We start from the raw sequence: 24625 nt of genomic DNA, 5'->3' as shown, positions 1-24625 counted from the left end.
ATAGAAAGATGTACATATGGCCTACAATTGAATAAGGAGGAAGAGTTTTGGTAGAGAATCAAGTGAAAAAGAAGCGCAGACGCATTTTTTTATTTTCGATTATTGCACTGCTTTTAGTTTGTGGTTCAGTCTATGCGTATATTTCATCCGCATTAGGACCGGTTGATAGCGGGAATAAAAAAGAGATTGAAGTAGAAATTCCAAAGGGATCATCTACTAGTAAAATTGGTGAGATTTTAGAAGAAAAAGGTGCTGTGAAAAACGGTACAGTTTTTAGTTTTTATACAAAGGCTAAATCTAAAAATTTACAAGCGGGTACATATTTATTAAATCCTTCAATGAGTGCAAAAGATGTTATTGAGCAAATGTCATCTGGTAATGTACATCGTCCAGCACTTTATAAAGTGACGGTAAAAGAAGGGGCACAAGTAACTGAAATTGCAGAAACGGTTGCAAACGAATTAAAATGGAATAAAGATGATGTTGTACGTCAATTAAACGATAAAGCATTTATTCAAAAAATGCAGCAAAAGTATCCCAAGCTGTTAACGGATAAAATCTTTGATAGCAATATTAAATATCCATTAGAAGGTTATTTATATCCTGCGACGTACTCTTTCTATAAAAAAGATACAACTTTGGAAGAAATTGTTATCCAAATGCTTGAGAAAACGAATGCAATTATTGTTCAAAACGAAGCAAAAATGAAAGCGAAAAACTGGGATGTGCATCAGCTTTTAACATTGTCTTCACTTATTGAAGAAGAGGCAACAGGCTTTACAGATCGTCAAAAGATCTCTAGTGTCTTTTATAATCGTTTAGCAAAAGGTATGCCGCTTCAAACGGATCCAACGGTATTATACGCACTTGGAAAGCATAAACAACGTGTATTATACGAAGATTTAAAGATAAACTCACCGTACAATACGTACGTTGTGAAAGGATTGCCGGTGGGCCCGATTGCAAACTCTGGTAAACATTCAGTGGAAGCAGCGCTAGAGCCTGCGCAAACAGATTATTATTATTTCTTAGCTGCACCAACTGGTGAAGTGTACTATGCGAAAACATTGGAAGAGCATAATGCACTAAAGCAAAAATATATTACGAAAAAGCAGTGAAATGGGGAGGGATAGCGAAAAAGGTCGCACATCCCTCTTTTTTGTGGTAAAATATATCGGGTTAAAAACTGGCAGAAGAATCGTTTTTAATATCAAAACGGGACGTACAAGCTAAGGATAAAGCTGGCTTGTATTTTTATTGCATTCTATGTGTGAAAAGACGTCATAGAGGCACTTCTCCATGTAAATAAGGAGGACCATTATGGAGGATGCAGTTAACGAGTACCTATTATCATTTATTGATCCGAAAGATAAATTAATTCTTGAAATGGAAGACTATGCGAAAGAAAATCATGTGCCAATTATGGATCGACTTGGAATGGAATTTATGTTGCAATTTTTACGTTTAATTGGACCGAAGAGCATTTTAGAGCTAGGTACAGCAATTGGCTATTCTAGTATTCGTATGATGCAAGCTATTCCAAATTCTCGCATTGTGACAGTTGAGCGCAATCGCGATCGATATGAAAAAGCACTTGAATATATAGAACGTTCACCAGTTAAAGAACGTATTTCCGTTATTTACGGTGATGCGTTAGAAACAGGCGAGCAAGTAGAAGAACATGGAACATTTGACGTTATTTTTATTGACGCAGCAAAAGGACAATATCGTCGCTTTTTTGACTTATATGAACCGTTATTAAATCCTGGTGGCGTAATTATTTCAGATAATGTTATGTACCATGGCCTTGTAACGACGAAAGAGAAAATTGAAAACAGACGTACACGTGGTTTAATCCGTCGTATTAAGACGTACAATGAATGGCTTATGAACCATGAAGGATATGATACAACGATTTTCCCAATTGGTGATGGAGTAGCTGTTAGTAAAAAGAAAGGGTGACCAAGGTATGAAGAAACCAGAATTGTTAGTAACACCAAAAGCAGTGGCGGATATCGAACCTCTTGCGAAAGCAGGAGCAGATGCGGTAATGATCGGTGAGCAAAAGTTTGGTTTACGTTTAGCAGGGGAATTTTCACGTGAAGATGTGAAACAAGCTGTGAAGATTGCACATGAAAATGGTGTAAAAGTATACGTAGCAATGAACGCTATGTTCCACAACGATAAAGTAGAAGAATTAACAGACTATGTTGCATTTTTAAACGAAGTACATGTAGATGCAATTGTTTTCGGAGATCCAGCAGTATTAATGGCGGTTCGCGAAGTAGCGCCAAATATGCAATTGCACTGGAATACAGAAACAACAGCAACAAACTGGTTTACTTGTAACTACTGGGGACAAAGAGGAGCAAAACGTGCTGTATTAGCTCGCGAGCTTAGCTTAGATGAAATTGTTGAATTAAAAGAAAATGCTGAAGTGGAACTTGAAGTGCAAATTCACGGTATGACTTGTATGTTCCAGTCGAAGCGTTCGTTAGTAGGAAACTACTTTGAGTATCAAGGACGTCATCTTGACATTGAAAAGAAAAAATATGAAGAGAATATGTTCTTATATGACCCAGAGCGTAACAATAAATATCCAATTTATGAAGATGAAAATGGTACTCACATTATGAGTCCAAATGATATTTGTTTCATCGATGAGTTAGAAGAGCTAATTGATGCTGAAATTGATAGCTTAAAAGTTGATGGTGTACTAAAAAGCTCTGCATACATTATTGAGGTAACGAAGAAATATCGTAAAGCAATTGATTTATGTGTAGAAGATCGTGATGCGTATTACGACGTGAAAGACGACTTATATAAAGAGATAGAAGAAATGCAACCGGTGAATCGTCCGTTAGATACAGGATTCTTCTTTAAAGAGACGGTTTACTAAACGAGGAGGGTGTAGGAAATGACTGTACAAGAAATTTCACGAGTGATCGATGGCAAACGCGTTATTGTGAAGAAACCTGAACTGTTAATCCCTGCGGGTAACTTAGAAAAATTAAAAGTAGCTATCCATTACGGGGCAGATGCTGTATATTTAGGTGGACAAGAATTTGGTCTTCGTTCGAATGCAGGTAACTTTACACTGGAAGAAATGGCAGAAGGTGTGGAATTTGCAAAGAAATATGGAGCAAAAATATATGTAACAACAAATATCTTTGCACATAATGAAAATATGGACGGGCTAGAGGAATATTTAAAAGGGATTGAAAAAGCTGGCGTAACGGGAATTATCGTTGCTGATCCGCTTATCATTGAGACTTGTAAACGTGTAGCGCCTTCTGTTGAGGTGCATTTAAGCACACAGCAATCACTATCCAACTGGAAAGCAGCACAGTATTGGAAAGAAGAAGGTTTACATCGTCTTGTATTAGCTCGTGAAGCAAGCTATGAAGAAATGAAAGAGATTAAAGAAAAAGTGGATATTGAAATTGAAGCATTCGTCCATGGTGCAATGTGTATCGCATATTCAGGAAGATGTACGCTAAGTAACCATATGACAGCGCGTGACTCTAACCGTGGTGGTTGTTGTCAATCTTGTCGCTGGGACTATGATTTAGTTCAAACAGTATCACAACATAAAGATGCAAAAGAGCTTCCTCTATTTCAAGAAGAAGATGCTCACTTTGCAATGAGTCCAAAAGACTTAAATTTAATTTTATCAATTCCGAAAATGATTGAAATTGGAATTGATAGCTTAAAAGTTGAAGGACGTATGAAATCAATCCATTACGTAGCTACTGTAGCGACAGTATACCGTAAAGTAATTGATGCATATTGTGCGGATCCTGATAACTTTGAGTTTAAACAAGAATGGTTAGATGAGCTTGATAAATGTGCAAATCGTGATACAGCTCCTGCATTCTTTGAAGGGGTTCCAGGACATCAAGAGCAAATGTTTGGAAATCATAGTAAGAAAACAACGTATGATTTCGCTGGTTTAGTGTTAGATTATAATGAAGAAACGGGCATCGTAACGATTGAGCAACGTAATCATTTCAAACCAGGACATGAAGTGGAGTTCTTTGGACCAGAAATAGAAAACTTTACGCAGACGGTGGAGAAAATTTGGGATGAGGATGGAAACGAATTAGATGCAGCGAGACATCCGTTGCAGATCGTGAAATTCAAAGTGGATCAACCAGTGTATGTGAATAATATGATGCGCAAAAGCATACTTCAATAAGAAAGAGTGATAGTCGAATGGGGACGAATAAGCCTGTTGTAATTGGAATTGCTGGTGGTTCAGGGTCAGGTAAGACAAGTGTAACGAAAGCGATTTTTGACCATTTTAAAGGTCATTCCATTTTAATCTTAGAGCAAGATTATTATTACAAAGATCAAAGCCATTTACCAATGGAAGAACGTTTAAAAACAAATTATGATCATCCATTAGCGTTTGATAATGATTTGTTAATTGAACATTTGCAGCAGTTGCTTGCATATAAACAAGTAGAGAAACCTGTATATGACTATACATTGCATACGCGTTCAGATGAAATTATTCCAGTTGAGCCGAAAGATGTAATCATTTTAGAAGGAATTCTTATTTTAGAAGACCCACGTCTTTGTGAGTTAATGGACATTAAGTTATTCGTTGATACAGATGCTGACCTTCGTATCCTGCGCCGCATGCAGCGTGATATTAAAGAACGTGGTCGTACGATGGATTCAGTTATTGATCAATATGTAAATGTTGTACGTCCAATGCACAATCAATTTATTGAGCCTTCTAAGAAATTTGCGGATATTATTATCCCTGAAGGTGGACAAAACCACGTTGCAATTGATATTATGGTTACAAAAATTGCAACAATTCTTGAACAAAAAGTAAATTTGTAATAGCATAGTAAAAGATATACGGTAGGAAGGGATTTTTTCCCTTCCTATCGAATACAATGAAACATGCAACCTCATCTATATATAGGTGAGGGCATATTTATATCAACTTTCCATACATATCTTCTTTATATAAAGAAGAATTGGGAATACGGGGTTGTATGTGACAACTCCGCTAGTACAGGCGTGCTAGAAACCTCCGCTTTACATATAAGCGGGGGAGTTTTCATATGGAACTCCTCTTTTTTTCGGGGGATTGGTATATAAAAGGAGTGGAAAATATGGCAACAGAAAAAACATACCCTATGACGCAAGAGGGTAAGCAAAAGCTAGAGAACGAACTTGAGGATTTAAAAACGGTAAAACGTAAAGAAGTTGTAGAGCGCATTAAGATTGCACGTAGCTTCGGAGATCTTTCTGAGAACTCTGAGTATGATGCAGCGAAAGATGAGCAAGCGTTCGTAGAAGGACGTATTACACAATTAGAAAACATGATTCGTAACGCAGTTATCATCACAGATAACGGTGAAGAATCTACAGTTGTTACATTAGGTAAAACAGTAACATTTAAAGAACTACCAGATGGAGATGAAGAAGCTTACACAATCGTAGGTAGCGCAGAAGCAGATCCATTTGAAGGGAGAATTTCTAACGATTCTCCAATCGCAAAAAGCTTATTAGGTAAGCAAATTGGCGAGAAGGTAGCAATCCAAACTCCAGGTGGAGAAATGCAAGTAGAGATTATCTCTGTAAAATAATTAAAAATCACTCGTGTAAAAGCGAGTGATTTTTTTATTTGTATAAAAGATGAAACACTCCGTCCAAACTATACTAGACGAGGTGTTTTTTTATGGAAATAAAACGGAGAATTACAATTGTTTTAATTTGTTTTATATGTGTCATGTTTATGTTACTTTGTCGTTTAATTCAAATACAAATTATCGATACGGAATCATTTACGGATCGTAAGATTAACTTAATTGAAAAAAGTGTTACACAACGGACGCAATCCATTACGGTAGATGATGGACGCGGCCATTTTATAGATCGTAATGGTAAGGAGATAGGTGAGAAAAAGTATCCTGTTTTAATTGTTTTTCCATTTCTACAATTAAAAAATAACATGTTGGAGAAAATTGCGCATATCATTGGTATGTCGAGACAAGAGATTGAAAGTCAAATGAAACATAAGAAAAGTGCATTTATCCTGCAAAGAGGAAATGAACCACTTCGCTTGGAACGAGAGCAGATGGAGAAGGTGAATCAATTAAATGTATTAGGCATTGTAGCAGCTGAAGTTCGTTTGCGGCAAACTAGCGTGATGAATCATTTAATTGGTGATGTGGGTGAGAATGAACGAGAATTTCAAAAACGATACGGAGAAGTTAGAAAAATTTCAAAACAAACACCGATTGGCATTTCAGGATTGCAGCAATCATTTGATGAATTTCTTTTGACCGATGGAGAGGCAAAAGTATTGTATCAAGTGGATCGGCAAGGAGAACCGATTTTTGGAAAACAAGCGAAATATACATCGCCTGGAAATCCGTTTTATCCAGTGACGATTCAAACTACTTTACATAACGAGTTACAGAAAAAAGCAGAAGAAGTAGTTGAAGCAAGTGAAATTAAGAAGGGAGGAGTAGTGCTACTTGATGTAAAGAAAAATGAAATTTTAGCAATGGTTAGCAAACCATCTGTACAGGTGAAAGATGAGAGTTTATATAAAACTACACTTGAAAATCAAATGTTAACACCACACTTTCCCGGTTCTGTTTTTAAAACAATAATTGCGGCCGCAGCGATTGATCAAAATGAAAATGTTTTTAATCGCGTATTTAATTGTAATAAAGATTTATATGGTGAAGATCACCCACAAGTTAGGATGGGGACACTTAGTTTTAAAGAGAGCTTTGCTAGAAGCTGTAACAGGACATTTTCAGAGTTAGGAAATGAGCTAATACAAAAGGATAAGATGGTGTTAGAAACTTATGTAGAGGCTTTAGGAGGCGCTGAGAAGGTTGGATGGAGAGGTTCTGTATTTCATACAACTCATTTTGAGCAAATGCCAGAGGAGAAAAGTGTTACGATTTGGGGGAGTGAAGGAAATAAGAATAGTAAAAAAGCGGTAGCGCAAACAGCAATTGGACAGAAAGATGTACGTATGTCACCTCTAGCGATTGCAAATATGATGGCGACGATTGCTAGAGGGGGAGAAAAGATGGAAGTGAAAGCTGTTGAAAAAATAATGTATAAAAATGGAACGGATTTTTATACATTTGAAGACCATACATTAGGTGGAAAACAGCTTTCATATGAAACAGTGAAAACATTACAACAGTTATTAAGGAGCGTTGTAACAACGGAGAAAGGCACAGGAGCAGCATTTAGTTCATTACCATTAAGCGTTGCTGGAAAATCTGGGACAGCACAAACAGGAAAAGGAACGAAAGAGAATCGTTGGTTTGCAGGTTATTTTCCATATGAAAATCCAAGATATGCTTTAGTTGTCGTGGATATAGAAACGAGTAGCAATGTAAATGCAGTTACACCTATTTTTAAAGCAATCGTAGAATCAATCTATCGATTAGAGAATGAAAAGTAATCTTGCAATTCATGGTAAAATGTTTTCATTTCATGAAAATATTATTGTAAATGTTCAACCTTTCTAGATTTAATGTTACAATAGCAAGTATGAAAAACTGCATGGAGGTTTGAAGAATGGCAGGAGGATCTAGATTCCAACAGAAACAACAAAAACGTCGTCAAAACGGTGTTTTAAATATTGCAATCGCTATTGTACTAGTAGCAGTAGCTATTGTAGCATATCAATTGTTTGTTCCTGACACGAAAGAGCAAGCGTCTTCTAGCGATAAAAAGGTAGCTCAGCAAACAACGAAAGAGAATAAGTCTGAGAAAGCTAAAGGCAAAGAAGAGACGAAGAAGAATGAACAAGAGAAAACAGAGGCTAAGAAGAAAGAAGAAGAAGAGAAGCTAAAGGCTGAAGAAGAACAGAAAAAAGCTGAAGAAGAAGCGAAAGCTAACGAGAAAGTACCAGCTGAAAAAACACAGCCAAAGGCAACTGACGCTTATACGAAACCTTCTTGGAAGCCAGTAGGCACAGAGCAAGGTGCAACACCTGCGATGACGTTTAAAAAAGGTACAGCAGATTGGAATGAGATGAATCAAGCGATTTCAGCTGCAATTGACGTTCCAGTAGAGCAATTAATTATTCATCGAATCGGAAATAACGGTAAGAATAAAGCTTACGGTAACGTACAAGATAAACAAACAGGTAAAAGATATTATGTAAATATTGATTGGGTAGACAATGAAGGCTGGAAACCAGTACTTGTTCAAACTCTAAACTAAAAAAGAGAAGCTCCTTAGGAGCTTCTCTTTTTTAGTTAGCGTAATTTCTTTAATTTAAAATGAACAACCGCGCTATAATATGGTCTTTTACTTTCAGGATCCATAACCATTTGATGCGAGATGTGATGAACTTCAAGCATAAGTGCTTTATTATTATCGATTTGTTCACTGATTTTACGTTCTAAAGAAGCTAAGTCTCCCGCTTCAAAAAATTCTACTTTATCTTCTAACATTTCAAAGGTAAATGACATGAAGACGGCCCCTCTCCTATGTAATCAACTATAGTGTAACAAAGAAAAGAAGGAAATACCATGTACATTTCAATTGACATTTTTAGAAAGAGGGAATATCATACTGATAAAACCGATAAGAAAAAGGGGAATTTTTATGGGTACAGAATTTAATGGTTTATTTGATGAGTGGGCTCATACGTACGACTCATTTGTACAAGGCGAAGATATACAATATAAAGAAGTTTTCGCCCATTATGAGGACATTCTAGAGGATGTAGTTAACAAGTCATTTGGTAACGTATTAGAATTTGGTGTCGGTACAGGTAATTTAACAAATAAATTATTACTTGCTGGCCGCACAGTTTACGGTATAGAACCGTCACGTGAAATGCGCATGATTGCAAAAGAGAAATTGCCAAAAGAGTTTTCCATTACAGAAGGTGATTTTCTTTCGTTTGAAGTCCCGAATTCCATTGATACCATAGTAAGCACCTATGCATTTCATCATTTAACAGATGATGAAAAAAATGTAGCGATTGCGAAGTATAGTCAATTGCTAAACAAAGGTGGTAAAATAGTGTTTGCTGATACGATATTTGCAGATCAAGATGCATATGATAAAACTGTTGAAGCAGCAAAACAAAGAGGTTTTCATCAGTTAGCAAACGATTTGCAAACGGAATACTATACACGTATTCCAGTTATGCAGACTATTTTTGAAAACAATGGCTTCCATGTAACGTTTACGAGATTAAATCATTTCGTGTGGGTAATGGAGGCAACTAAGCAATAGAAAGAGGGATTAGATTGAGAATTGCTGTAATTGGAGCAATGGAAGAAGAAGTACGTATTTTACGTGATAAATTAGAACAAGCAGAAACAGAAACGGTTGCGGGTTGTGAATTTACGAAAGGGCAATTAGCAGGACATGAAGTAATCTTGTTAAAGTCTGGTATTGGTAAAGTAAATGCAGCGATGTCAACGACAATTTTATTAGAAAGATATAAGCCTGAAAAAGTCATTAATACTGGTTCAGCTGGTGGATTCCATCATTCTCTAAATGTTGGGGATGTCGTTATTTCAACAGAAGTTCGTCACCATGACGTAGATGTAACAGCATTTAACTATGAGTATGGTCAAGTACCAGGAATGCCGCCTGGATTTAAAGCTGATGAAGCATTAGTTGCATTAGCTGAAAAATGTATGCAGGCAGAAGAAAATATTCAAGTTGTAAAAGGTATGATTGCAACAGGTGATTCATTTATGAGTGATCCGAACCGAGTTGCAGCCATTCGTGATAAATTTGAAAACCTTTATGCAGTAGAAATGGAAGCAGCAGCTGTTGCACAAGTATGCCACCAATATGAAGTTCCGTTTGTTATCATTCGTGCACTTTCTGATATTGCTGGTAAAGAATCAAATGTTTCATTTGATCAATTTTTAGATCAAGCAGCTCTTCATTCTACAAACTTTATCGTAAAAGTATTAGAAGAGTTAAAGTAATGTAACAAAAAGGCAACTGTCTCATATAAAGAAAATACATACAGTTGCCTTTTCTTTATTGGCAAATAAGGGGGAGAACACGATGAATGTATATCGTGGAGTTCATGAGTTAATTGGTCATACACCAATTGTGGAAATTACTCGTTTTTCACTTCCAGAAGGGGTCCGTTTATTTGCAAAGCTTGAATTTTATAACCCAGGCGGAAGCGTTAAGGACCGATTAGGAAGAGAATTAATCGAAGATGCGCTAGAAAAAGGGCTTGTTACAGAGGGCGGAACAATTATTGAACCGACAGCTGGAAATACTGGTATTGGACTGGCACTCGCAGCGTTACAACATGATTTACACGTTATCGTTTGTGTACCAGAGAAATTTAGCATTGAAAAACAAGAATTAATGAAAGCACTAGGCGCAACGGTCGTGCATACGCCGACTGAGCAAGGAATGACCGGTGCAATTGCAAAAGCAAAAGAGTTAGTAAATGAGATACCGAATTCATACTCTCCAAGTCAGTTCGCAAATGAGGCAAATCCTCGTGCATATTTTAAAACATTAGGACCTGAACTTTGGTCGGCACTTAATGGAGAGATTAACATATTTGTTGCTGGAGCAGGAACTGGCGGTACGTTTATGGGGACTGCATCTTATTTAAAAGAAAAAAATGTAGATATAAAAACGGTTATTGTGGAACCAGAAGGATCTATTTTAAATGGTGGTAAAGCTGGCTCACATGAAACAGAAGGGATTGGCCTTGAATTCATCCCGCCATTTTTGAAAACATCTTATTTTGATGAAATTCATACGATTTCTGATCGAAATGCATTTTTACGAGTGAAAGAATTAGCGCAAAAAGAAGGACTTCTTGTTGGGAGCTCTTCAGGAGCAGCATTTCATGCAAGTTTACTTGAAGCAGAGAAAGCGGCGCCAGGTACAAATATTGTAACGATTTTTCCTGATAGTAGTGAGCGCTATTTAAGTAAAGACATATACAAAGGATGGGAATAAAAAATGAGAGCAAAGACAAAGTTAATTCATGGTATTCGCATAGGAGAACCTTCAACTGGATCTGTAAATGTACCGATTTATCAAACGAGTACGTACAAACAAGAAGCAGTTGGTAAGCATCAAGGATATGAATATTCACGTACAGGAAACCCAACACGTGCAGCTTTAGAAGAAATGATTGCGGTATTAGAAAACGGCCATGCTGGTTTCGCATTTGGTTCAGGAATGGCGGCTATTACAGCTACAATTATGTTGTTTTCAAAAGGTGACCACGTTATTTTAACAGATGATGTGTATGGCGGAACGTACCGCGTGATTACGAAAGTGTTAAACCGCTTCGGTATTGAGCATACATTTGTAGATACAACAAACTTAGAGGAAGTTGAAGAAGCGATTCGTCCAAATACGAAAGCGATTTATGTAGAAACACCAACGAATCCGTTACTAAAAATTACTGATATTAAAAAAATATCTACTCTTGCTAAAGAGAAAGATTTATTAACAATTATTGATAACACATTCATGACGCCATATTGGCAGTCGCCGATTTCTTTAGGAGCAGACATTGTACTTCATAGTGCAACGAAATATTTAGGAGGTCATAGTGACGTAGTTGCAGGTCTAGTAGTTGTAAATAGCCCGCAATTAGCAGAAGACCTTCACTTTGTACAAAACTCAACAGGTGGCATTCTTGGTCCGCAAGATAGTTTCTTACTACTTCGTGGTTTAAAAACATTAGGAATTCGAATGGAAGAGCATGAAACGAATTCACGTGCAATTGCTGAGTTTTTAAATAACCACCCAAAAGTAAATAAAGTATATTACCCAGGCCTTGAGTCACATCAAAACCATGAACTGGCAACAGAACAGGCAAATGGATTTGGTGCTATTATCTCATTTGATGTAGATAGCGAAGAAACATTAAATAAAGTACTTGAGAGATTACAATACTTTACGCTGGCTGAAAGTTTAGGAGCAGTAGAAAGTTTAATTTCTATCCCCTCTCAAATGACGCATGCATCAATTCCAGCAGATCGTCGTAAAGAATTAGGAATTACAGATACATTAATTCGAATTTCTGTCGGTATTGAAGACGGAGAAGATTTAATTGAAGATTTAGCACAAGCGTTAGCATAATAAAAATGCACTGCTAATATAGGCAGTGCATTTTTATTACGTCTATTTTGTGAAACATTTCACAAAATAGACATACACAAATGAAATGATTTCATGTATATTGAATTCATGAAGTGTTACTCACGAATAAACTTGTGAAATACTTCACAAACTATGAAGTTCATGTAGGAAAGCAATTCTATTTTTTTGCGCTAATCGGGACTGATTATGACCTATAGGGTCTTATTTAGTCCAAGACAGCAGAATAGGAGGAATTTACATGGTAGTCAAAGAGAAAGTTGTAAATGAAATGCAGGAAGTAAAAGAAATGATTGATACGTTAGTGAATAACGGTCGGAAGGCTTTACAAGCATTAGAAAGTTTTACACAAGAGCAAATTGACAACATTGTTCATGAAATGGCATTAGCAGGTGTTGATCAACATATGCCACTTGCGAAGTTGGCTGTTGAAGAAACAGGTCGTGGTGTATACGAAGATAAATGTATTAAAAATATTTTTGCTACTGAATATATTTGGCATAGCATAAAGAAAGATAAAACAGTAGGAATTATTCACGAAGACCCTCATGAAGAAATAATAGAAATTGCGGAGCCCGTCGGTGTAGTAGCTGGGGTAACGCCAGTAACGAATCCAACATCGACAACAATGTTTAAAGCATTAATCGCGATAAAAACGAGAAATCCAATTATTTTCGCATTTCATCCTTCAGCACAAAACTGTTCTATTGCAGCCGCGAAAGCAGTATACGATGCAGCGGTGAAGGCGGGGGCACCAAAACATTGTATTCAGTGGATTGAAAGACCTTCTGTCGAAGCAACGAAACAATTAATGAACCATGAAGGTGTTGCGCTTGTTTTGGCAACTGGAGGAGCAGGTATGGTGAAATCAGCTTATTCTACTGGAAAACCAGCGCTAGGTGTAGGTCCTGGTAATGTACCATGTTATATAGAGAAATCAGCGCATATAAAACGAGCGGTTAATGATTTGATTTTATCTAAAACATTTGATAATGGTATGATTTGTGCATCAGAACAAGCAATTATTGTAGACAAGGAAATTTATGATGATGTGAAAACAGAAATGATTGCAAATGATTGTTATTTTGTAACCGAGGAAGAGGGAAGTAAATTAGAAAAGCTTGTTATTAATGAAAATACATGTGCAGTAAATAGTGATATTGTAGGGAAACCCGCACAGTATATTGCCGAATTAGTTGGAATTACTGTACCTAAAAATACAAAAATGCTTGTAGCTGAAATACAAGGCATCGGAGCCGCATATCCACTATCTCGTGAGAAGTTAAGTCCAGTATTAGCTTGTGTAAAAGCAAATTCATTAGAAGAAGGATTTACATATTGTGAAGAAATGTTAAACCTCGGTGGTTTAGGACATTCAGCAGTTATCCATTCTGTAAATAAAGAAGTGCAAAAGCAATTTGGATTACGTATGAAAGCTTGCCGCCTTATTGTAAATGCCCCTTCATCACAAGGTGGAATCGGTGACATATATAATGGATTTATTCCATCACTTACGCTTGGTTGCGGTTCCTACGGGAAAAACTCGGTTTCTCAAAACGTAACAGCGACGCATTTATTAAATATAAAAAGGTTGGCAAATAGAAAAAAGAATATGCAGTGGTTCAAATTACCACCAAAAATTTATTTTGAAAAACATGCGACAGCATATTTAGCAAATATGCCTAACATTTCACGTGCATTTATTGTAACAGATCCAGGAATGGTTGAGCACGGATATGTAGATACGGTCTCGCATTATTTACGTAAACATGCAAATGATGTGAAAGTTGAAGTTTTCTTTGAGGTTGAGCCAGATCCATCAGATGAAACTGTGTTTAAAGGTGCGGAAATGATGAGAAGTTTTCAGCCGGATGTAATTATCGCACTTGGTGGTGGTTCAGCGATGGATGCAGCAAAAGGGATGTGGCTTTTCTATGAGCACCCAGAAACAACATTCTATGGAATTAAACAGAAGTTTTTAGATATAAGAAAACGTACATGTAAATATCCGGAATTAGGAAGTAAGGCGCAGTTTGTTGCCATTCCAACAACATCTGGAACAGGATCAGAAGTGACACCATTTGCGGTTATTACAGATAAGAAAAATAATATAAAGTATCCACTCGCGGATTATGAATTAACGCCAGATGTAGCAATTGTTGATCCACAATTTGTAATGACAGTACCACCACATGTAACAGCAGACACTGGCATGGACGTATTAACGCATGCAATCGAGGCGTATGTGTCTGTTTTAGCAAATGACTATACAGATGGATTAGCATTAAAGGCCATTGATCTCGTATTTAAATATTTACCAAGAGCATTTAAAGATGGAAATGATGAAGAAGCACGAGAAAAAATGCACAATGCTTCTGCAATCGCAGGAATGGCATTTGCAAATGCTTTTCTAGGTATTAATCACAGCTTAGCACATAAAATTGGACCAGAATTTCATATTCCACATGGGCGTGCGAATGCAATTCTTATGCCGCACGTAGTTCGCTATAATGCTATTAAGCCAAGAAAACACGCATTGTTCCCAAAATATGAGCACTTTGTAGCCGATGAACGCTATGCACATATTGCGAGAATGCTCGGGCTTCCAGCAAGTTCGACTGCAGAAGGTGTGGAATCACTTGTCAAAGCAATTATTGAGCTCGGAAAAAGTTTAAATATAAATATGAGTATTGCAGGACAAGGAGTTGCTAAAGACCAATTTGAAGAGGTTGTTGGATTATTAGCAGAAAGAGCTTTTGAAGATCAATGTACAACAGCTAATCCCAAATTACCTCTCATTTCAGAGCTGAAAGAAATTTATATGAAAGCATATAAAGGTGAGTAATGGTTATAAAAGAGTCGCAATAAAGCGGCTCTTTTTCTTTTGGAAAACATCTCCCCGAATGGCTGTATTTACTTGTCTTTCAGTTTAATAGAATATGATACAGTGAAATGGAGGAGTGAGAATATAATGAAGGAATTACAAGAAAAGATAGAAGATTATACTCGGTTCGGACAAATTCTTCTCGCTGTAAGTACATTGTTAATGGTTGGCTTATTGATCCCGACTGGAGCAAAAGAAACGATACAATTTTTTGTTATGATGGGAAGCATCGTTATATTTTTAAGTTTATCTTTCTTTTTCTTTCAGCGTGTGAAAGTGATGCGAGACGAGTTAGAGGGAAACGAATGTGAATAATATTGGTAAATAGTGCGTTACAAAAAGAGGGAATCTTTTTTGTAACGCTTTTTGTTTTTTTTCTAGAAAATGTATGCGTTTTATATTGACAATGATAATCCTTATCAATTAAAGTAGAATAGTAGTTAATGATTATCATTATCAATTAGAGGTGGAAGAATGAAAAAATCTATTACGCTATTTACAGCGATTTTATCTGTTTTTTTCTTATTAATAGGTTGCAGTGCAAAAGGAGACGAAAGAACAGCGGCAACAAAAACAGAAAAAGGAAAAGAGAAAATAGAAGTTACCGACCTGTCAGGAAGAAAGGTAACATTCGATAAAGTGCCAGAGAGTTTTGCAACATTAAGTATGGGAGACATGAATATTATTCATGCTTTAGGCGGAAAAATAGTGGGTCGTCCGGATGCAAAAATAACTCTTCCAGAGGATATAAAGAAAGTACAAGTAATCGGGAATGCACATCAGCCGAATTTTGAGCAAATTGCTAGCTTAAAGCCCGATGTACTTATTGCTAATAATGGGTTCCAAAAGAATGTTCCAACGGTTGAAGGGCAAGGAACGAAAGTAATGATTTCTTCTGCGAATTCTGTACAAGATATTCAAAAGAATATTGAACTATACGGAACGATAATGAAGAAAGAAGATAAAGCGAAAGAACTTAACCAAAAAATTACGAATCAAATGAAGACATATGAGAAAAAGAGTGATGTGAAAGCATTGCTAGTGTATGGAGCACCTGGTACTTATTTAGCAGCATTACCAACCTCTTTATCAGGTGATATTTTAGAAAAAACAGGTGGGAAAAATATTGCAGCTGATTTTCCAGAAATGAAGGAATATCCGCAATATGCACAGCTAAGTGTAGAACGCATTATTGAGGCGAATCCTGATGTGATTTATTTAATTACACATGGAGATCCAAATAGCGTTAAAAAAGCATTTGAAGGCGAAATGATGAAAAATGAAGCGTGGAAAAATTTAGATGCAGTAAAACAAAATCGCGTAGTTATTTTGCCACCAGACTTATTTGGATCAAATCCTGGAACAAAAGTTACAGAAGCGATGGACTTTATGTATAAAAGTATACAAGATGTAAGGAAATGATAAGTATGGAAAGTAGTGAAGTAGTAAGGGAAAAGGAACATCCTTTTGCCAAAAAAAGGTGGATCATAGCAGTTAGTTTAGTGCTATTAACGATTTTAGGTCTTTTTTACGGCCTTTTCGCAGGAAGCTTATCCTTTTCTTTACGTGATATTCTAACAGGGATACAAGATGAAGGTTCGACAGTTCATCGAATTGTATGGGACCTTCGTATACCAAGAGTGCTCGTTGGATTTATAGTAGGAACATGTTTAGCTGCATCTGGCGCACTCCTGCAAGGGGTGATGAGAAATCCTCTTGCAGACCCTGGTATTATCGGGGTGTCATCTGGAGCAGGCCTTGTCGCAATTGTAATTATGATTTTATTCCCTCAGCATATGGCGTTTTTACCACTCGGTGCGTTTTTAGGAGCTTTCATAACGGCGATGATCATTTATGCTTTATCATGGCAAAAAGGGGCACCACCTTCAAGAATTGTCTTAGTAGGTGTGTCAATTAATGCATTAATTGGTGCAGCGACGTCAGCATTAATGTTATTACATAGTGACAAAGTACAATCCGTATTACCGTGGTTAGCGGGTGGCATTGGTGGCGTGAGTTGGGCACATTTAAACATGATTATTTATTATGCAATATTCGCTATTGTATTGGCTTTCTTTGGTATTAAGCATATTCGAGTATTAATGCTTGGGGATGAAATGGCGAAATTATTAGGTCATAACGTGGAGAGAAGCCGTTTTTATTTAATAGTAGTAAGCACATTATTAGCTGGAATAGCAGTTAGTGTTTCTGGTCTTATTGGATTTGTCGGCCTTGTCGTACCACATATGTTACGTTTATTAGTTGGAAATGACTATAAATATTTACTGCCATTATCATGCCTTGGCGGAGGTATATTACTTGTTTTCGCAGATGCGATAGCTCGAAGTTGGTTCGATCCAATTGAATTACCTGTCGGTATTTTACTATCCTTCTTAGGTGGTCCGTTCTTCTTATATTTAATTCATAGAGGGGGAAAACAGCGTGATTTCCGTTAATAAAGTGTTTTACGCACATTCTGAAAGATTTCAAATGCAAAATATGAATGTACATATTAAAGCTGGAGAGGTCGTTAGTTTAATTGGACCGAATGGATCGGGGAAATCTACTTTGCTTCGTTTAATGGCAAGACTACTTAAACAAAGCGAAGGAGATATCGTTTTAGATGGAAAAAGTATTCATACGATGAAAAGTGCTGATGTAGCGAAGCAATTAGCGATGTTACCACAAATGCATGATCATCAATTAGATTTAACAGTGAGAGAATTAATTGAATTTGGAAGAGGCCCTCATAAATCATGGAGAGATCGTTTAAATAAAGAGGATGAAGAAATTGTTGATTGGGCATTGTCTGTTACAAATCTTGAAGGGTATGAATATCGTCTTTTACAATCTTTATCAGGAGGAGAAAGACAACGTGCTTGGATTGCAATGACGCTAGCACAACGTACGAACATCTTATTATTGGATGAGCCAACAACTTTTTTAGATATCGTTCATCAGTTGGAAGTAATGGAACTTGTGAAACGATTAAATGAGGAATTTGGCATGACAATTGTAATGGTTTTACATGATATTAACCAAGCGGCTCAATATAGTGATCGTTTACTCGTATTAAAGCGAGGGCAGCTTCAGTATGACGGTATACCAGAAGAAGTGTTATGTCATGAAATGTTTCAGCATGTATTTGGCATAGATGTAGATATTTTTCAAGAAAGCGACAAGCCATTTTTTACACCAAAACGAATTTCTAAAAAAGGAGGAGCAAGATGCGAACAGAAGAATGTATTACCACTGAGTTAGTAAGGGAATTTGTTATGGCAGCTCACGGAGATTTAGAAAAAGTACAAGAACTGTTAGCTGAATCGCCAATTTTACTTCATGCCTCTTACAATTGGGGCGGATCAGATTGGGAAAGTGCGTTAGGAGCAGCGGCACATGTAGGTCGTAAAGATATTGCTCTCTATTTACTAGAAAAGGGTGCTCGAATGGATATTTTCGCGGCCGCTATGCTTGGAGAATTAGAAGTTGTACAAGCTATTTTAGTAGCACAACCAGAAGCATTACATGCATCTGGCCCCCATGGTATTTCTCTTCTTCAACATGCACGAATGGGCGGAGAAAAAGCACAGCGTGTATTTGACTACTTAACGGTGCTTTCTCAATGACCGCCAAAGTTCTTATGTGCGGTAAACTTTTCACTTTCATATAATTGGAAAGTTTACCGCCCGTTAGAACGGGATAAATACCTAGTGTATTTGAAAATCCTACACCCCCCTCAATTGTAGTTTTCTTTATGCTAGTTATGATATGGATGCAGTAGACAATATTTGTCTACTGCCTTTTTTTAATTCTTTAGAGATTGAATATTCTGTATTTATTATTTAGTTCCTTTATAATAGATAGTAACATTTAGTATATATCCAAAACATGATCGTATAGGTAAGTACAAATTCGTGGGAAGGAGTGCAGAAATGTTTCATACAGATCGTTTACAAATTCGCAAATATACAATGGATGATTTACAGTTCTACGCTTCATTATGGGGAAATGAGAAGGTAATGCGCTATATTGGAAATGGGACGTTAAAAACATATATGCAGTGTAAAAAAAGTTTGGAAGAGTGGGTGATTCCTAGCTATGAAAACGGTCTCGGTTTATTTGTATTGATTGAAAAGGAAACGGGAATACGAATTGGTCATGCAGGATTAGTTAAGCAGCAAATAAATGGAAAAGAGGAAATTGAAATTGGTTATTGGTTATTACCTAAATATTGGGGAAAAGGGTATGCGAAAGAAGCAGCGGCAGCATTTCGAGATTATGGCTTCCAAGCGTTACGAATGAATAAATTAATTTCTCTTATTAATCCGGATCACCCCGCCTCAATCTTTGTTGCTAGAAAAACGGGGCTTAGTTATGAGAAAACAACTTCATTTCATGGGATGGATGTTCTCGTTTATTCCATTAAGCGCGTTGGATGAAAAAAGGTGAATTGCATCTTTTGAAGAATGGTATATAAAAATAAAGGGGGGATTACATGTACATTTATCATAATGGACTTATTATTCGTGAGGGAACGAATGGTGTACCTGCATATGCAATTAAGACTTTATTCGAAGATGCCGGTTGGAGCAATGATAATATCCCTTCTTGGCAAATTGAAAAATTCACGATAGCATTTGAAAATTCAACATGGGCATTCACAATTTGGGATGAAGAAGAGATGATTGCGATGGTTAGAGTCATTTCTGATGGAATCATGGTCGCCAACATAGTAAATTTAGTTGTGAAATGTGAATATAGAGGGAAGGGATTAGGTAAGAAACTTGTTGCTCTTTGTTTGCAAAAATTGCCACATGGTGACTGGTTTGCGCATACTTCTGCGAGTAATTTTGATTTTTATAGAAGTTGTGGTTTTGAGGTGAGAGAGTTATCGAGAAATGGAACATGTGCGTACTATGGATACCAAGCCGCAAAAAGGGATGGGCATCGGTAAAGGAGTGAAAAGCAAAAAAAATAGTACAGCTATAAGTATTTTTCATTCTTTTTATAATAGAAAATGAATTGAGACTCATTTTATGATAAAATGAAAGAAAATTCTGTTTATTATTAGGGGGATAAAAATGAGTATAAAAGTTGGGGATGTATTTAAATATGAAAGAAGATTTACTGAGGAAGAAGTTTTTGAATTTGCAAACATTACAGGGGATAAAGGTAGGCATCATATGGAATATGATGAAAATGGACGTTTAATGGTTCATGGTTTATTGACTGCTAGTATTGGAACGAAAGTAGGAGAAGAATTACATTACATAGCAAGAGAATTAGTAAGTGAGTTTATTAGACCAGTTTTTGCAGGAGATACGATCACTTGTGAATTAACTTTAACGAATGTTGAACAGATGGAAGGATACAAAAAGGTTTCAATCGAGTCAGTTTATCGTAATCAACACGAAAAGACTGTACTAGTTGGGACAAGCTATGGAGTTATAAGAGGATAAAAAGAAGCCTGATTTACAGGCTTCTTTTTTATTTAATAAACACGTTTTCGATTTTCTGCATGACTAGAGATGAGTAATAATGCAGTTTCTTCTCCTATATTACGAACGATATGAGGAACACATGCATTCCAGGAGAAAGAATCCCCTTCTTCTACAATTGCAATATCTTCTCCATGTTGAACTTCTAGTTTTCCGCGTAATACAAGGTGACATTCTTCCCCTTCATGGGCATTTGGTGTGTTTTCTTTCGGAAACCCAGCAGGAATTTCTACGAGATTTAGGCGAAGGCCACCTTGCTCTGCAACATGTTCAATTCTTTGTTCATCTTTTCCGTATACACTATATTTACGCTCTACCTTTTTGACAACTTTCAATCGATCTTTTTGTTCTAACAATAAATAGGGAAGAGGAACGTTTAAAAAATTGGAGATTGTTTCTAAAGTTGAGATAGATGGTGATGTTTTATTATTTTCAACCTGACTCATAAATCCTTTAGAAAGACCTGTTCCTTCACAAATTTGTGCAATTGTTATGCCTCTACGTTGACGAATTTCACGTATTGCAGAACCAATATTCATAAAATCAAGCTCCTTTTTATAAACAACTATTTGTATCATAGCAAAAAAAATATATATTTTCCCAGTGAAAATGAATTGACGAATAAAAAAAATTAGTGTATGTTTTGTAATGTAAATAAAAGTTTTGTATAAGAAAACTATAAAGGAGAGAAAGAAATGAATCAACATATTGGTAACTTAATTATTCGTATCGTGTTAGGGGTAACGTTCTTTATGCACGGTTTAACAAAATTCCAATCGGGAATTGACAATATTGCAGGGTGGTTCACAAGCATTGGTTTACCAGGAGGACTTGCATACGGTGTAGCAACAGTTGAATTAGTTGGCGGTCTATTATTAATTCTAGGTTTAGGTGTAAGATATATTGGATTATTATTTGCACTAGTTATGGTTGGAGCAATTGTAAAAGTAAAATGGTCAGCTGGTTTATTAGGAGATGGAAAAAATCCTGGCTTCGAATTAGAGCTTGCGTTGTTAGCGATGGGTGTTTACTTATTTGTTGCGAAAGCGGATGGTTTTGTAGATAATTTCTTAAAAGAGAAAATGTCAAAGAAGAACTAATTTAAATGGGAGGCTAACAAGATGAGTTTTCAACTTCATCCCGATACAACACTTGATGTTGTTCATTTATATGTATCAAATATAAAGAAATCACTAGAGTTTTATACAGAAGTACTACGTATGAAAGTACTAAAAGAAGATGAAATGGTCGTTACATTTGGGAATGAAAATAACGAACCACTCCTGATCATTGAAGAAAAGAAAGAAGCTTTACCAAAACAAAGAGGGAGAACTGGTTTATATCATTACGCAATTTTATTACCGAGTAGACAGGATTTAGCGAATATCCTTCGTCATCTTGTAGCAATGGTATATCCACTGCACGGCGGAGCTGACCATTACTTTAGTGAGGCCCTTTATTTAGCTGATCCAGATGGGAACGGGATTGAAATTTATCATGATCGTCAAAAAGAAGTTTGGCGTGATGAGAATGGAGAGCTACCATTTGTTAGTAACCCGTTAGCTGGTGAAGAATTATTGCAGCAAGGAATTACATGGAATGGATTTCCAGCTGGTACTGTGATGGGACATATTCATTTCCATGTAGCTGATTTGGAAGAAGCGAAACGTTTCTATGTGGATGGTCTTGGTTTTGAAGTAACGATCCCAGCTCGTAATGGGGCGCTCTTTGTATCGGCAGGTGGCTACCATCACCATATCGGTTTAAATACGTGGCAAGGTGAAGGAATACTACCGCAAATGCCAAATTCCGTTGGCTTGAAATATTTCACAATTGTATTAGCAAATGAAAAACAAAAAGAGCAAGTATGTGAAAGCTTAAAAAATATTGGCAAGATTGCTACGTACAAAGATGGAATATTACAAGTAGAGGATCCATTTGGACATTGTATCCATTTCAAAATAAAAGGAGAAGCCTAATAAAGGCTTCTCCTTTTTACTTTCTTATAATGGCTTTTTCATTTTGGACAAATAGTTCATCAAATTGCTTCGCAAGCTCAAAATCGAGTTTCGTTAAACCTTTTGCATTCCAAGATGACAAAGTAATAATGACTGCTTTATACTGGATAAGGATAAATGGGTGGTGATTATGTTCTTCTGATAGTTTGGCGGCTTCAGAGACAAATTCGACTCCTTTTAAGTAGTCGGAAAACATATATTTTCTTTCAATCCATTTTTCATCTTTTACTACCCATTTATCTAACCTCAATAATTCTTCTTGAACTTCCTCTTCAGTTAATCGTAGCATCATTTTTCACATCCTTTACTGGAAGTAGCGTAAGACCATTGTTAATAAGACGTGTTACAGCTTCATCCGTTGTGAAAGTAGAAAGTTGTTGTAATAATGCTGCTGATGTTTCATGCCCTTTGTTATGCTCTAAAAGCAATTCTAATATTTCAAGGCGAAGTAACCATTCTTTCGGATACAATTTATTTAATACTTCTTGAATTGCTACTAATTGCTCGATATGCGCGTCGTGTAAAATACCTTCATTTCGGATATCGCGAACGGTTTGATACATACGTTCAAGTTCATTCAGTACAAGTGGAGCAGGAATTTCTTGGATTTCTTCATCCATTGGGAAAAATGCTGCAGCATCTGCGGCACCTGGGAATACCGAAGTGATTGTTGAACCAACAGCCATATCAAATGAGCCCCATGAAGCATCAAATAAAACGCGGTCGTTATAAGTAACTGTGCAATTGATAAAGGAAATAAGCGCAATTTTTTTATCGTTTTTTACAATATCTGTTACTGTTCCTTTTACATGAATACCACTTGCAAAAGTAAATGCTGCTTTATTTCCGATTGTAATTCCTAATGATTGTAATTGTTCATCTGTACAATTTTCTAATGCAATATTTTCAGTGAGTAATCCAATTGGTGTTCCAAACCCGTCACTGTGTACAGACGTAGAATGATTCGCTAGTTGTTTATTGTGAATTGCTAATGCTGTTGGCGAATTCGTTCGCATGTAAATCAATTCGCCTGCATCGTTTTCAATTGTCTCGGTAAATGTGCCTGTAATTTGTAATCCGCTATTTAATTCAGCAGTTGCATGATTTTCAGAGCGAATTGCTTTTTCTAATCCTTCTTTACCACCTGTTTTAAAGGCCATCGTTTCAGAGAATTTCTCAAGTGCTTCTGTTAATTCTTCAAATGATTCGCAAACAAATAGTTGTGGTTGCATTTTTGTTACGTCATAAGTTGTACTTGTACATGCCTCTATAGAGAATGGAACCTTTTCTACAGCGTCTGTTAAGCAATGTTTGCTTTCGCCAACAGAAGAAAGGAGACCAGCACCATATATTTTTGGAGCATCTATATTTCCGATTAATCCATATTCTACTGTCCACCAGAAAAGACGTGAAATTTGTTCTGCTTCTGATAAGCCAGAAACTAACTTTTGTTTTTCAAGTACATTATTTTCAGCAGCTGTAACTTCATCAGGAGTAGAAGTAGGGCTTTCCTTTACAATCGTTAATGTACGAACAGCTTCGAATGCATCATGTTCTTCTTTTGTAGAGAAAGCTTTTGCACCAATTTGTCCAAATCGTTTCACATATTTTGCATATGTAGGATCAAGTAAAATAGGTGCGTGTCCTGCAGCTTCGTGTACAATATCTGGAGCAGGTGTATACTCGATGTTTTCTACTTTGCGAATATCTGTTGCGATTGGTAATAATCCGTGTCCTTGAAAATCGAAGAAGGCTACGCCAGGAATAAGCCCGTCAATCGTTACAGCACCCCAGCCGCTTGGTGCTAAACACTCATTCATTTCTTCTACCTTTGGAATTGCATCTATATTAATACCAGATGATTGTAATCCGTTTACATAGGCTGGATGAGCAACGTCTTTTAAGAAACTATGATTTTGTCTCATAATGTAACGCCACACAGCGTGATTCACCGGTGTGTATTGATCATAATGCTGTGTGGATACGAATGGTTTTAAATGCGATGGAATTTCTCTTTTCTTTGTCATTTAGACATCCTCCTTTTTTTAAATAAAATTAAGTATCGGTTTCGTATAGCTTGTATCACCCCCTTTCAAAATTGTAAG

At 36.5% G+C, this 24625-nt stretch carries 27 protein-coding genes; 23 read left to right on the top strand and 4 right to left on the bottom strand.

All coding sequences use genetic code 11. The annotated features are described in order from the left end of the window. Positions 1-47 precede the first annotated feature (47 nt). The 8 genes from mltG (at position 48) to NLJ82_RS21275 (ending at position 8223) form a co-directional block, all read left to right on the top strand. Positions 48-1118: an endolytic transglycosylase MltG gene (gene mltG / locus NLJ82_RS21310; RefSeq protein WP_000230081.1), complete on the top strand. Its 1071-nt coding sequence runs from the start codon at positions 48-50 to the stop codon at positions 1116-1118. A gap of 202 nt (positions 1119-1320) precedes the next feature. Continuing rightward, positions 1321-1962 (top strand): O-methyltransferase, encoded by a 642-nt coding sequence (locus NLJ82_RS21305; protein WP_000389089.1) that lies wholly within the window; start codon positions 1321-1323, stop codon positions 1960-1962. Positions 1963-1969: 7 nt separating this feature from the next. Further along, positions 1970-2899 carry a peptidase U32 family protein gene (locus NLJ82_RS21300; protein ID WP_000742781.1) on the top strand — a complete coding sequence of 310 codons (930 nt, stop codon included), beginning with the start codon at positions 1970-1972 and terminating at the stop codon, positions 2897-2899. A gap of 18 nt (positions 2900-2917) precedes the next feature. Continuing rightward, complete coding sequence (locus tag NLJ82_RS21295; RefSeq protein WP_000217969.1) at positions 2918-4198, top strand: peptidase U32 family protein; 1281 nt, start codon at positions 2918-2920, stop codon at positions 4196-4198. A 17-nt stretch (positions 4199-4215) separates the two neighbouring features. After that, positions 4216-4854, top strand: coding sequence for a uridine kinase (gene udk, locus NLJ82_RS21290; RefSeq protein WP_000537087.1), 639 nt, complete (start codon positions 4216-4218; stop codon positions 4852-4854). A 278-nt stretch (positions 4855-5132) separates the two neighbouring features. Next, positions 5133-5609: a transcription elongation factor GreA gene (gene greA / locus NLJ82_RS21285; protein WP_000179963.1), complete on the top strand. Its 477-nt coding sequence runs from the start codon at positions 5133-5135 to the stop codon at positions 5607-5609. Between the two features lie 92 nt (positions 5610-5701). Next, positions 5702-7456 carry a peptidoglycan D,D-transpeptidase FtsI family protein gene (locus tag NLJ82_RS21280; protein WP_000403940.1) on the top strand — a complete coding sequence of 585 codons (1755 nt, stop codon included), beginning with the start codon at positions 5702-5704 and terminating at the stop codon, positions 7454-7456. A 116-nt stretch (positions 7457-7572) separates the two neighbouring features. Next, a complete protein-coding gene (locus NLJ82_RS21275; protein ID WP_000897107.1) occupies positions 7573-8223 on the top strand; it encodes a YrrS family protein in 651 nt (216 codons plus the stop codon). 35 nt (positions 8224-8258) lie between these two features. Here NLJ82_RS21275 and NLJ82_RS21270 read toward each other — a convergent pair whose 3' ends face one another. Beyond that, entirely contained in the window at positions 8259-8474 is a 216-nt protein-coding gene (locus NLJ82_RS21270; RefSeq protein ID WP_000010984.1) for a YrzA family protein, read from the bottom strand. A 136-nt stretch (positions 8475-8610) separates the two neighbouring features. On the opposite strand from NLJ82_RS21270, the gene NLJ82_RS21265 reads away from it, so the two are divergent. From NLJ82_RS21265 to NLJ82_RS21205, 13 genes are all read left to right on the top strand, one after another. Beyond that, positions 8611-9249 (top strand): class I SAM-dependent methyltransferase, encoded by a 639-nt coding sequence (locus tag NLJ82_RS21265; protein ID WP_000536319.1) that lies wholly within the window; start codon positions 8611-8613, stop codon positions 9247-9249. 14 nt (positions 9250-9263) lie between these two features. Beyond that, complete coding sequence (gene mtnN, locus NLJ82_RS21260) at positions 9264-9959, top strand: 5'-methylthioadenosine/S-adenosylhomocysteine nucleosidase (RefSeq protein ID WP_001217039.1); 696 nt, start codon at positions 9264-9266, stop codon at positions 9957-9959. Positions 9960-10041: 82 nt separating this feature from the next. Beyond that, entirely contained in the window at positions 10042-10965 is a 924-nt protein-coding gene (locus NLJ82_RS21255; protein WP_001103857.1) for an O-acetylserine dependent cystathionine beta-synthase, read from the top strand. 3 nt (positions 10966-10968) lie between these two features. Then, on the top strand, positions 10969-12102 hold the full coding sequence (locus tag NLJ82_RS21250) for a bifunctional cystathionine gamma-lyase/homocysteine desulfhydrase (protein WP_001201909.1): 1134 nt from the start codon (positions 10969-10971) through the stop codon (positions 12100-12102). A gap of 259 nt (positions 12103-12361) precedes the next feature. Beyond that, positions 12362-14965 carry a bifunctional acetaldehyde-CoA/alcohol dehydrogenase gene (gene adhE, locus NLJ82_RS21245; protein ID WP_000260475.1) on the top strand — a complete coding sequence of 868 codons (2604 nt, stop codon included), beginning with the start codon at positions 12362-12364 and terminating at the stop codon, positions 14963-14965. 126 nt (positions 14966-15091) lie between these two features. Next, complete coding sequence (locus tag NLJ82_RS21240) at positions 15092-15319, top strand: YrhC family protein (RefSeq protein ID WP_000661449.1); 228 nt, start codon at positions 15092-15094, stop codon at positions 15317-15319. Positions 15320-15478: 159 nt separating this feature from the next. Continuing rightward, positions 15479-16426: a helical backbone metal receptor gene (locus NLJ82_RS21235; protein ID WP_000748490.1), complete on the top strand. Its 948-nt coding sequence runs from the start codon at positions 15479-15481 to the stop codon at positions 16424-16426. 5 nt (positions 16427-16431) lie between these two features. Further along, positions 16432-17460, top strand: a complete 1029-nt coding sequence (locus tag NLJ82_RS21230; RefSeq protein ID WP_000445956.1) for a FecCD family ABC transporter permease — start codon at positions 16432-16434, stop codon at positions 17458-17460. Further along, positions 17447-18265 carry an ABC transporter ATP-binding protein gene (locus NLJ82_RS21225; protein WP_000626548.1) on the top strand — a complete coding sequence of 273 codons (819 nt, stop codon included), beginning with the start codon at positions 17447-17449 and terminating at the stop codon, positions 18263-18265. The genes NLJ82_RS21230 and NLJ82_RS21225 overlap by 14 nt, the downstream gene beginning before the upstream one ends. Next, positions 18232-18630, top strand: coding sequence for an ankyrin repeat domain-containing protein (locus NLJ82_RS21220; RefSeq protein ID WP_001258430.1), 399 nt, complete (start codon positions 18232-18234; stop codon positions 18628-18630). Before NLJ82_RS21225 ends, NLJ82_RS21220 begins: the two co-directional genes overlap by 34 nt. 306 nt (positions 18631-18936) lie before the next feature. After that, positions 18937-19443, top strand: coding sequence for a GNAT family N-acetyltransferase (locus tag NLJ82_RS21215; RefSeq protein ID WP_000469123.1), 507 nt, complete (start codon positions 18937-18939; stop codon positions 19441-19443). A gap of 56 nt (positions 19444-19499) precedes the next feature. Next, the gene (locus tag NLJ82_RS21210) at positions 19500-19958 is read left to right on the top strand and encodes a GNAT family N-acetyltransferase (protein WP_000276115.1); all 459 of its coding nucleotides are present in this window, start codon (positions 19500-19502) and stop codon (positions 19956-19958) included. A 127-nt stretch (positions 19959-20085) separates the two neighbouring features. Next, a complete protein-coding gene (locus NLJ82_RS21205) occupies positions 20086-20463 on the top strand; it encodes a hotdog family protein (RefSeq protein ID WP_000025005.1) in 378 nt (125 codons plus the stop codon). Between the two features lie 32 nt (positions 20464-20495). Here the strand turns inward: NLJ82_RS21205 and NLJ82_RS21200 are convergent, their stop codons facing one another. Continuing rightward, positions 20496-21041 (bottom strand): helix-turn-helix domain-containing protein, encoded by a 546-nt coding sequence (locus tag NLJ82_RS21200; RefSeq protein WP_001020700.1) that lies wholly within the window; start codon positions 21039-21041, stop codon positions 20496-20498. Positions 21042-21197: 156 nt separating this feature from the next. On the opposite strand from NLJ82_RS21200, the gene NLJ82_RS21195 reads away from it, so the two are divergent. Further along, positions 21198-21602, top strand: coding sequence for a DoxX family protein (locus NLJ82_RS21195; protein WP_001071560.1), 405 nt, complete (start codon positions 21198-21200; stop codon positions 21600-21602). Between the two features lie 21 nt (positions 21603-21623). Next, the gene (locus tag NLJ82_RS21190) at positions 21624-22481 is read left to right on the top strand and encodes a VOC family protein (RefSeq protein WP_000009820.1); all 858 of its coding nucleotides are present in this window, start codon (positions 21624-21626) and stop codon (positions 22479-22481) included. A 16-nt stretch (positions 22482-22497) separates the two neighbouring features. Here the strand turns inward: NLJ82_RS21190 and NLJ82_RS21185 are convergent, their stop codons facing one another. Together NLJ82_RS21185 and NLJ82_RS21180 are read right to left on the bottom strand one after the other, a co-directional pair. Continuing rightward, the gene (locus NLJ82_RS21185) at positions 22498-22812 is read right to left on the bottom strand and encodes a 4a-hydroxytetrahydrobiopterin dehydratase (protein ID WP_000979545.1); all 315 of its coding nucleotides are present in this window, start codon (positions 22810-22812) and stop codon (positions 22498-22500) included. Beyond that, positions 22793-24547: an aromatic amino acid hydroxylase gene (locus NLJ82_RS21180; RefSeq protein WP_000163098.1), complete on the bottom strand. Its 1755-nt coding sequence runs from the start codon at positions 24545-24547 to the stop codon at positions 22793-22795. The genes NLJ82_RS21185 and NLJ82_RS21180 overlap by 20 nt, the downstream gene beginning before the upstream one ends. Positions 24548-24625: the final 78 nt, after the last annotated feature.

The organism is Bacillus paranthracis (assembly GCF_024296885.1).
GTDB classification, from domain to species: Bacteria; Bacillota; Bacilli; order Bacillales; family Bacillaceae_G; genus Bacillus_A; species Bacillus_A paranthracis.
The sequence above is the reverse complement of the archived record's forward strand: the minus strand, read 5'-3'. Positions and strand labels throughout refer to the sequence as shown.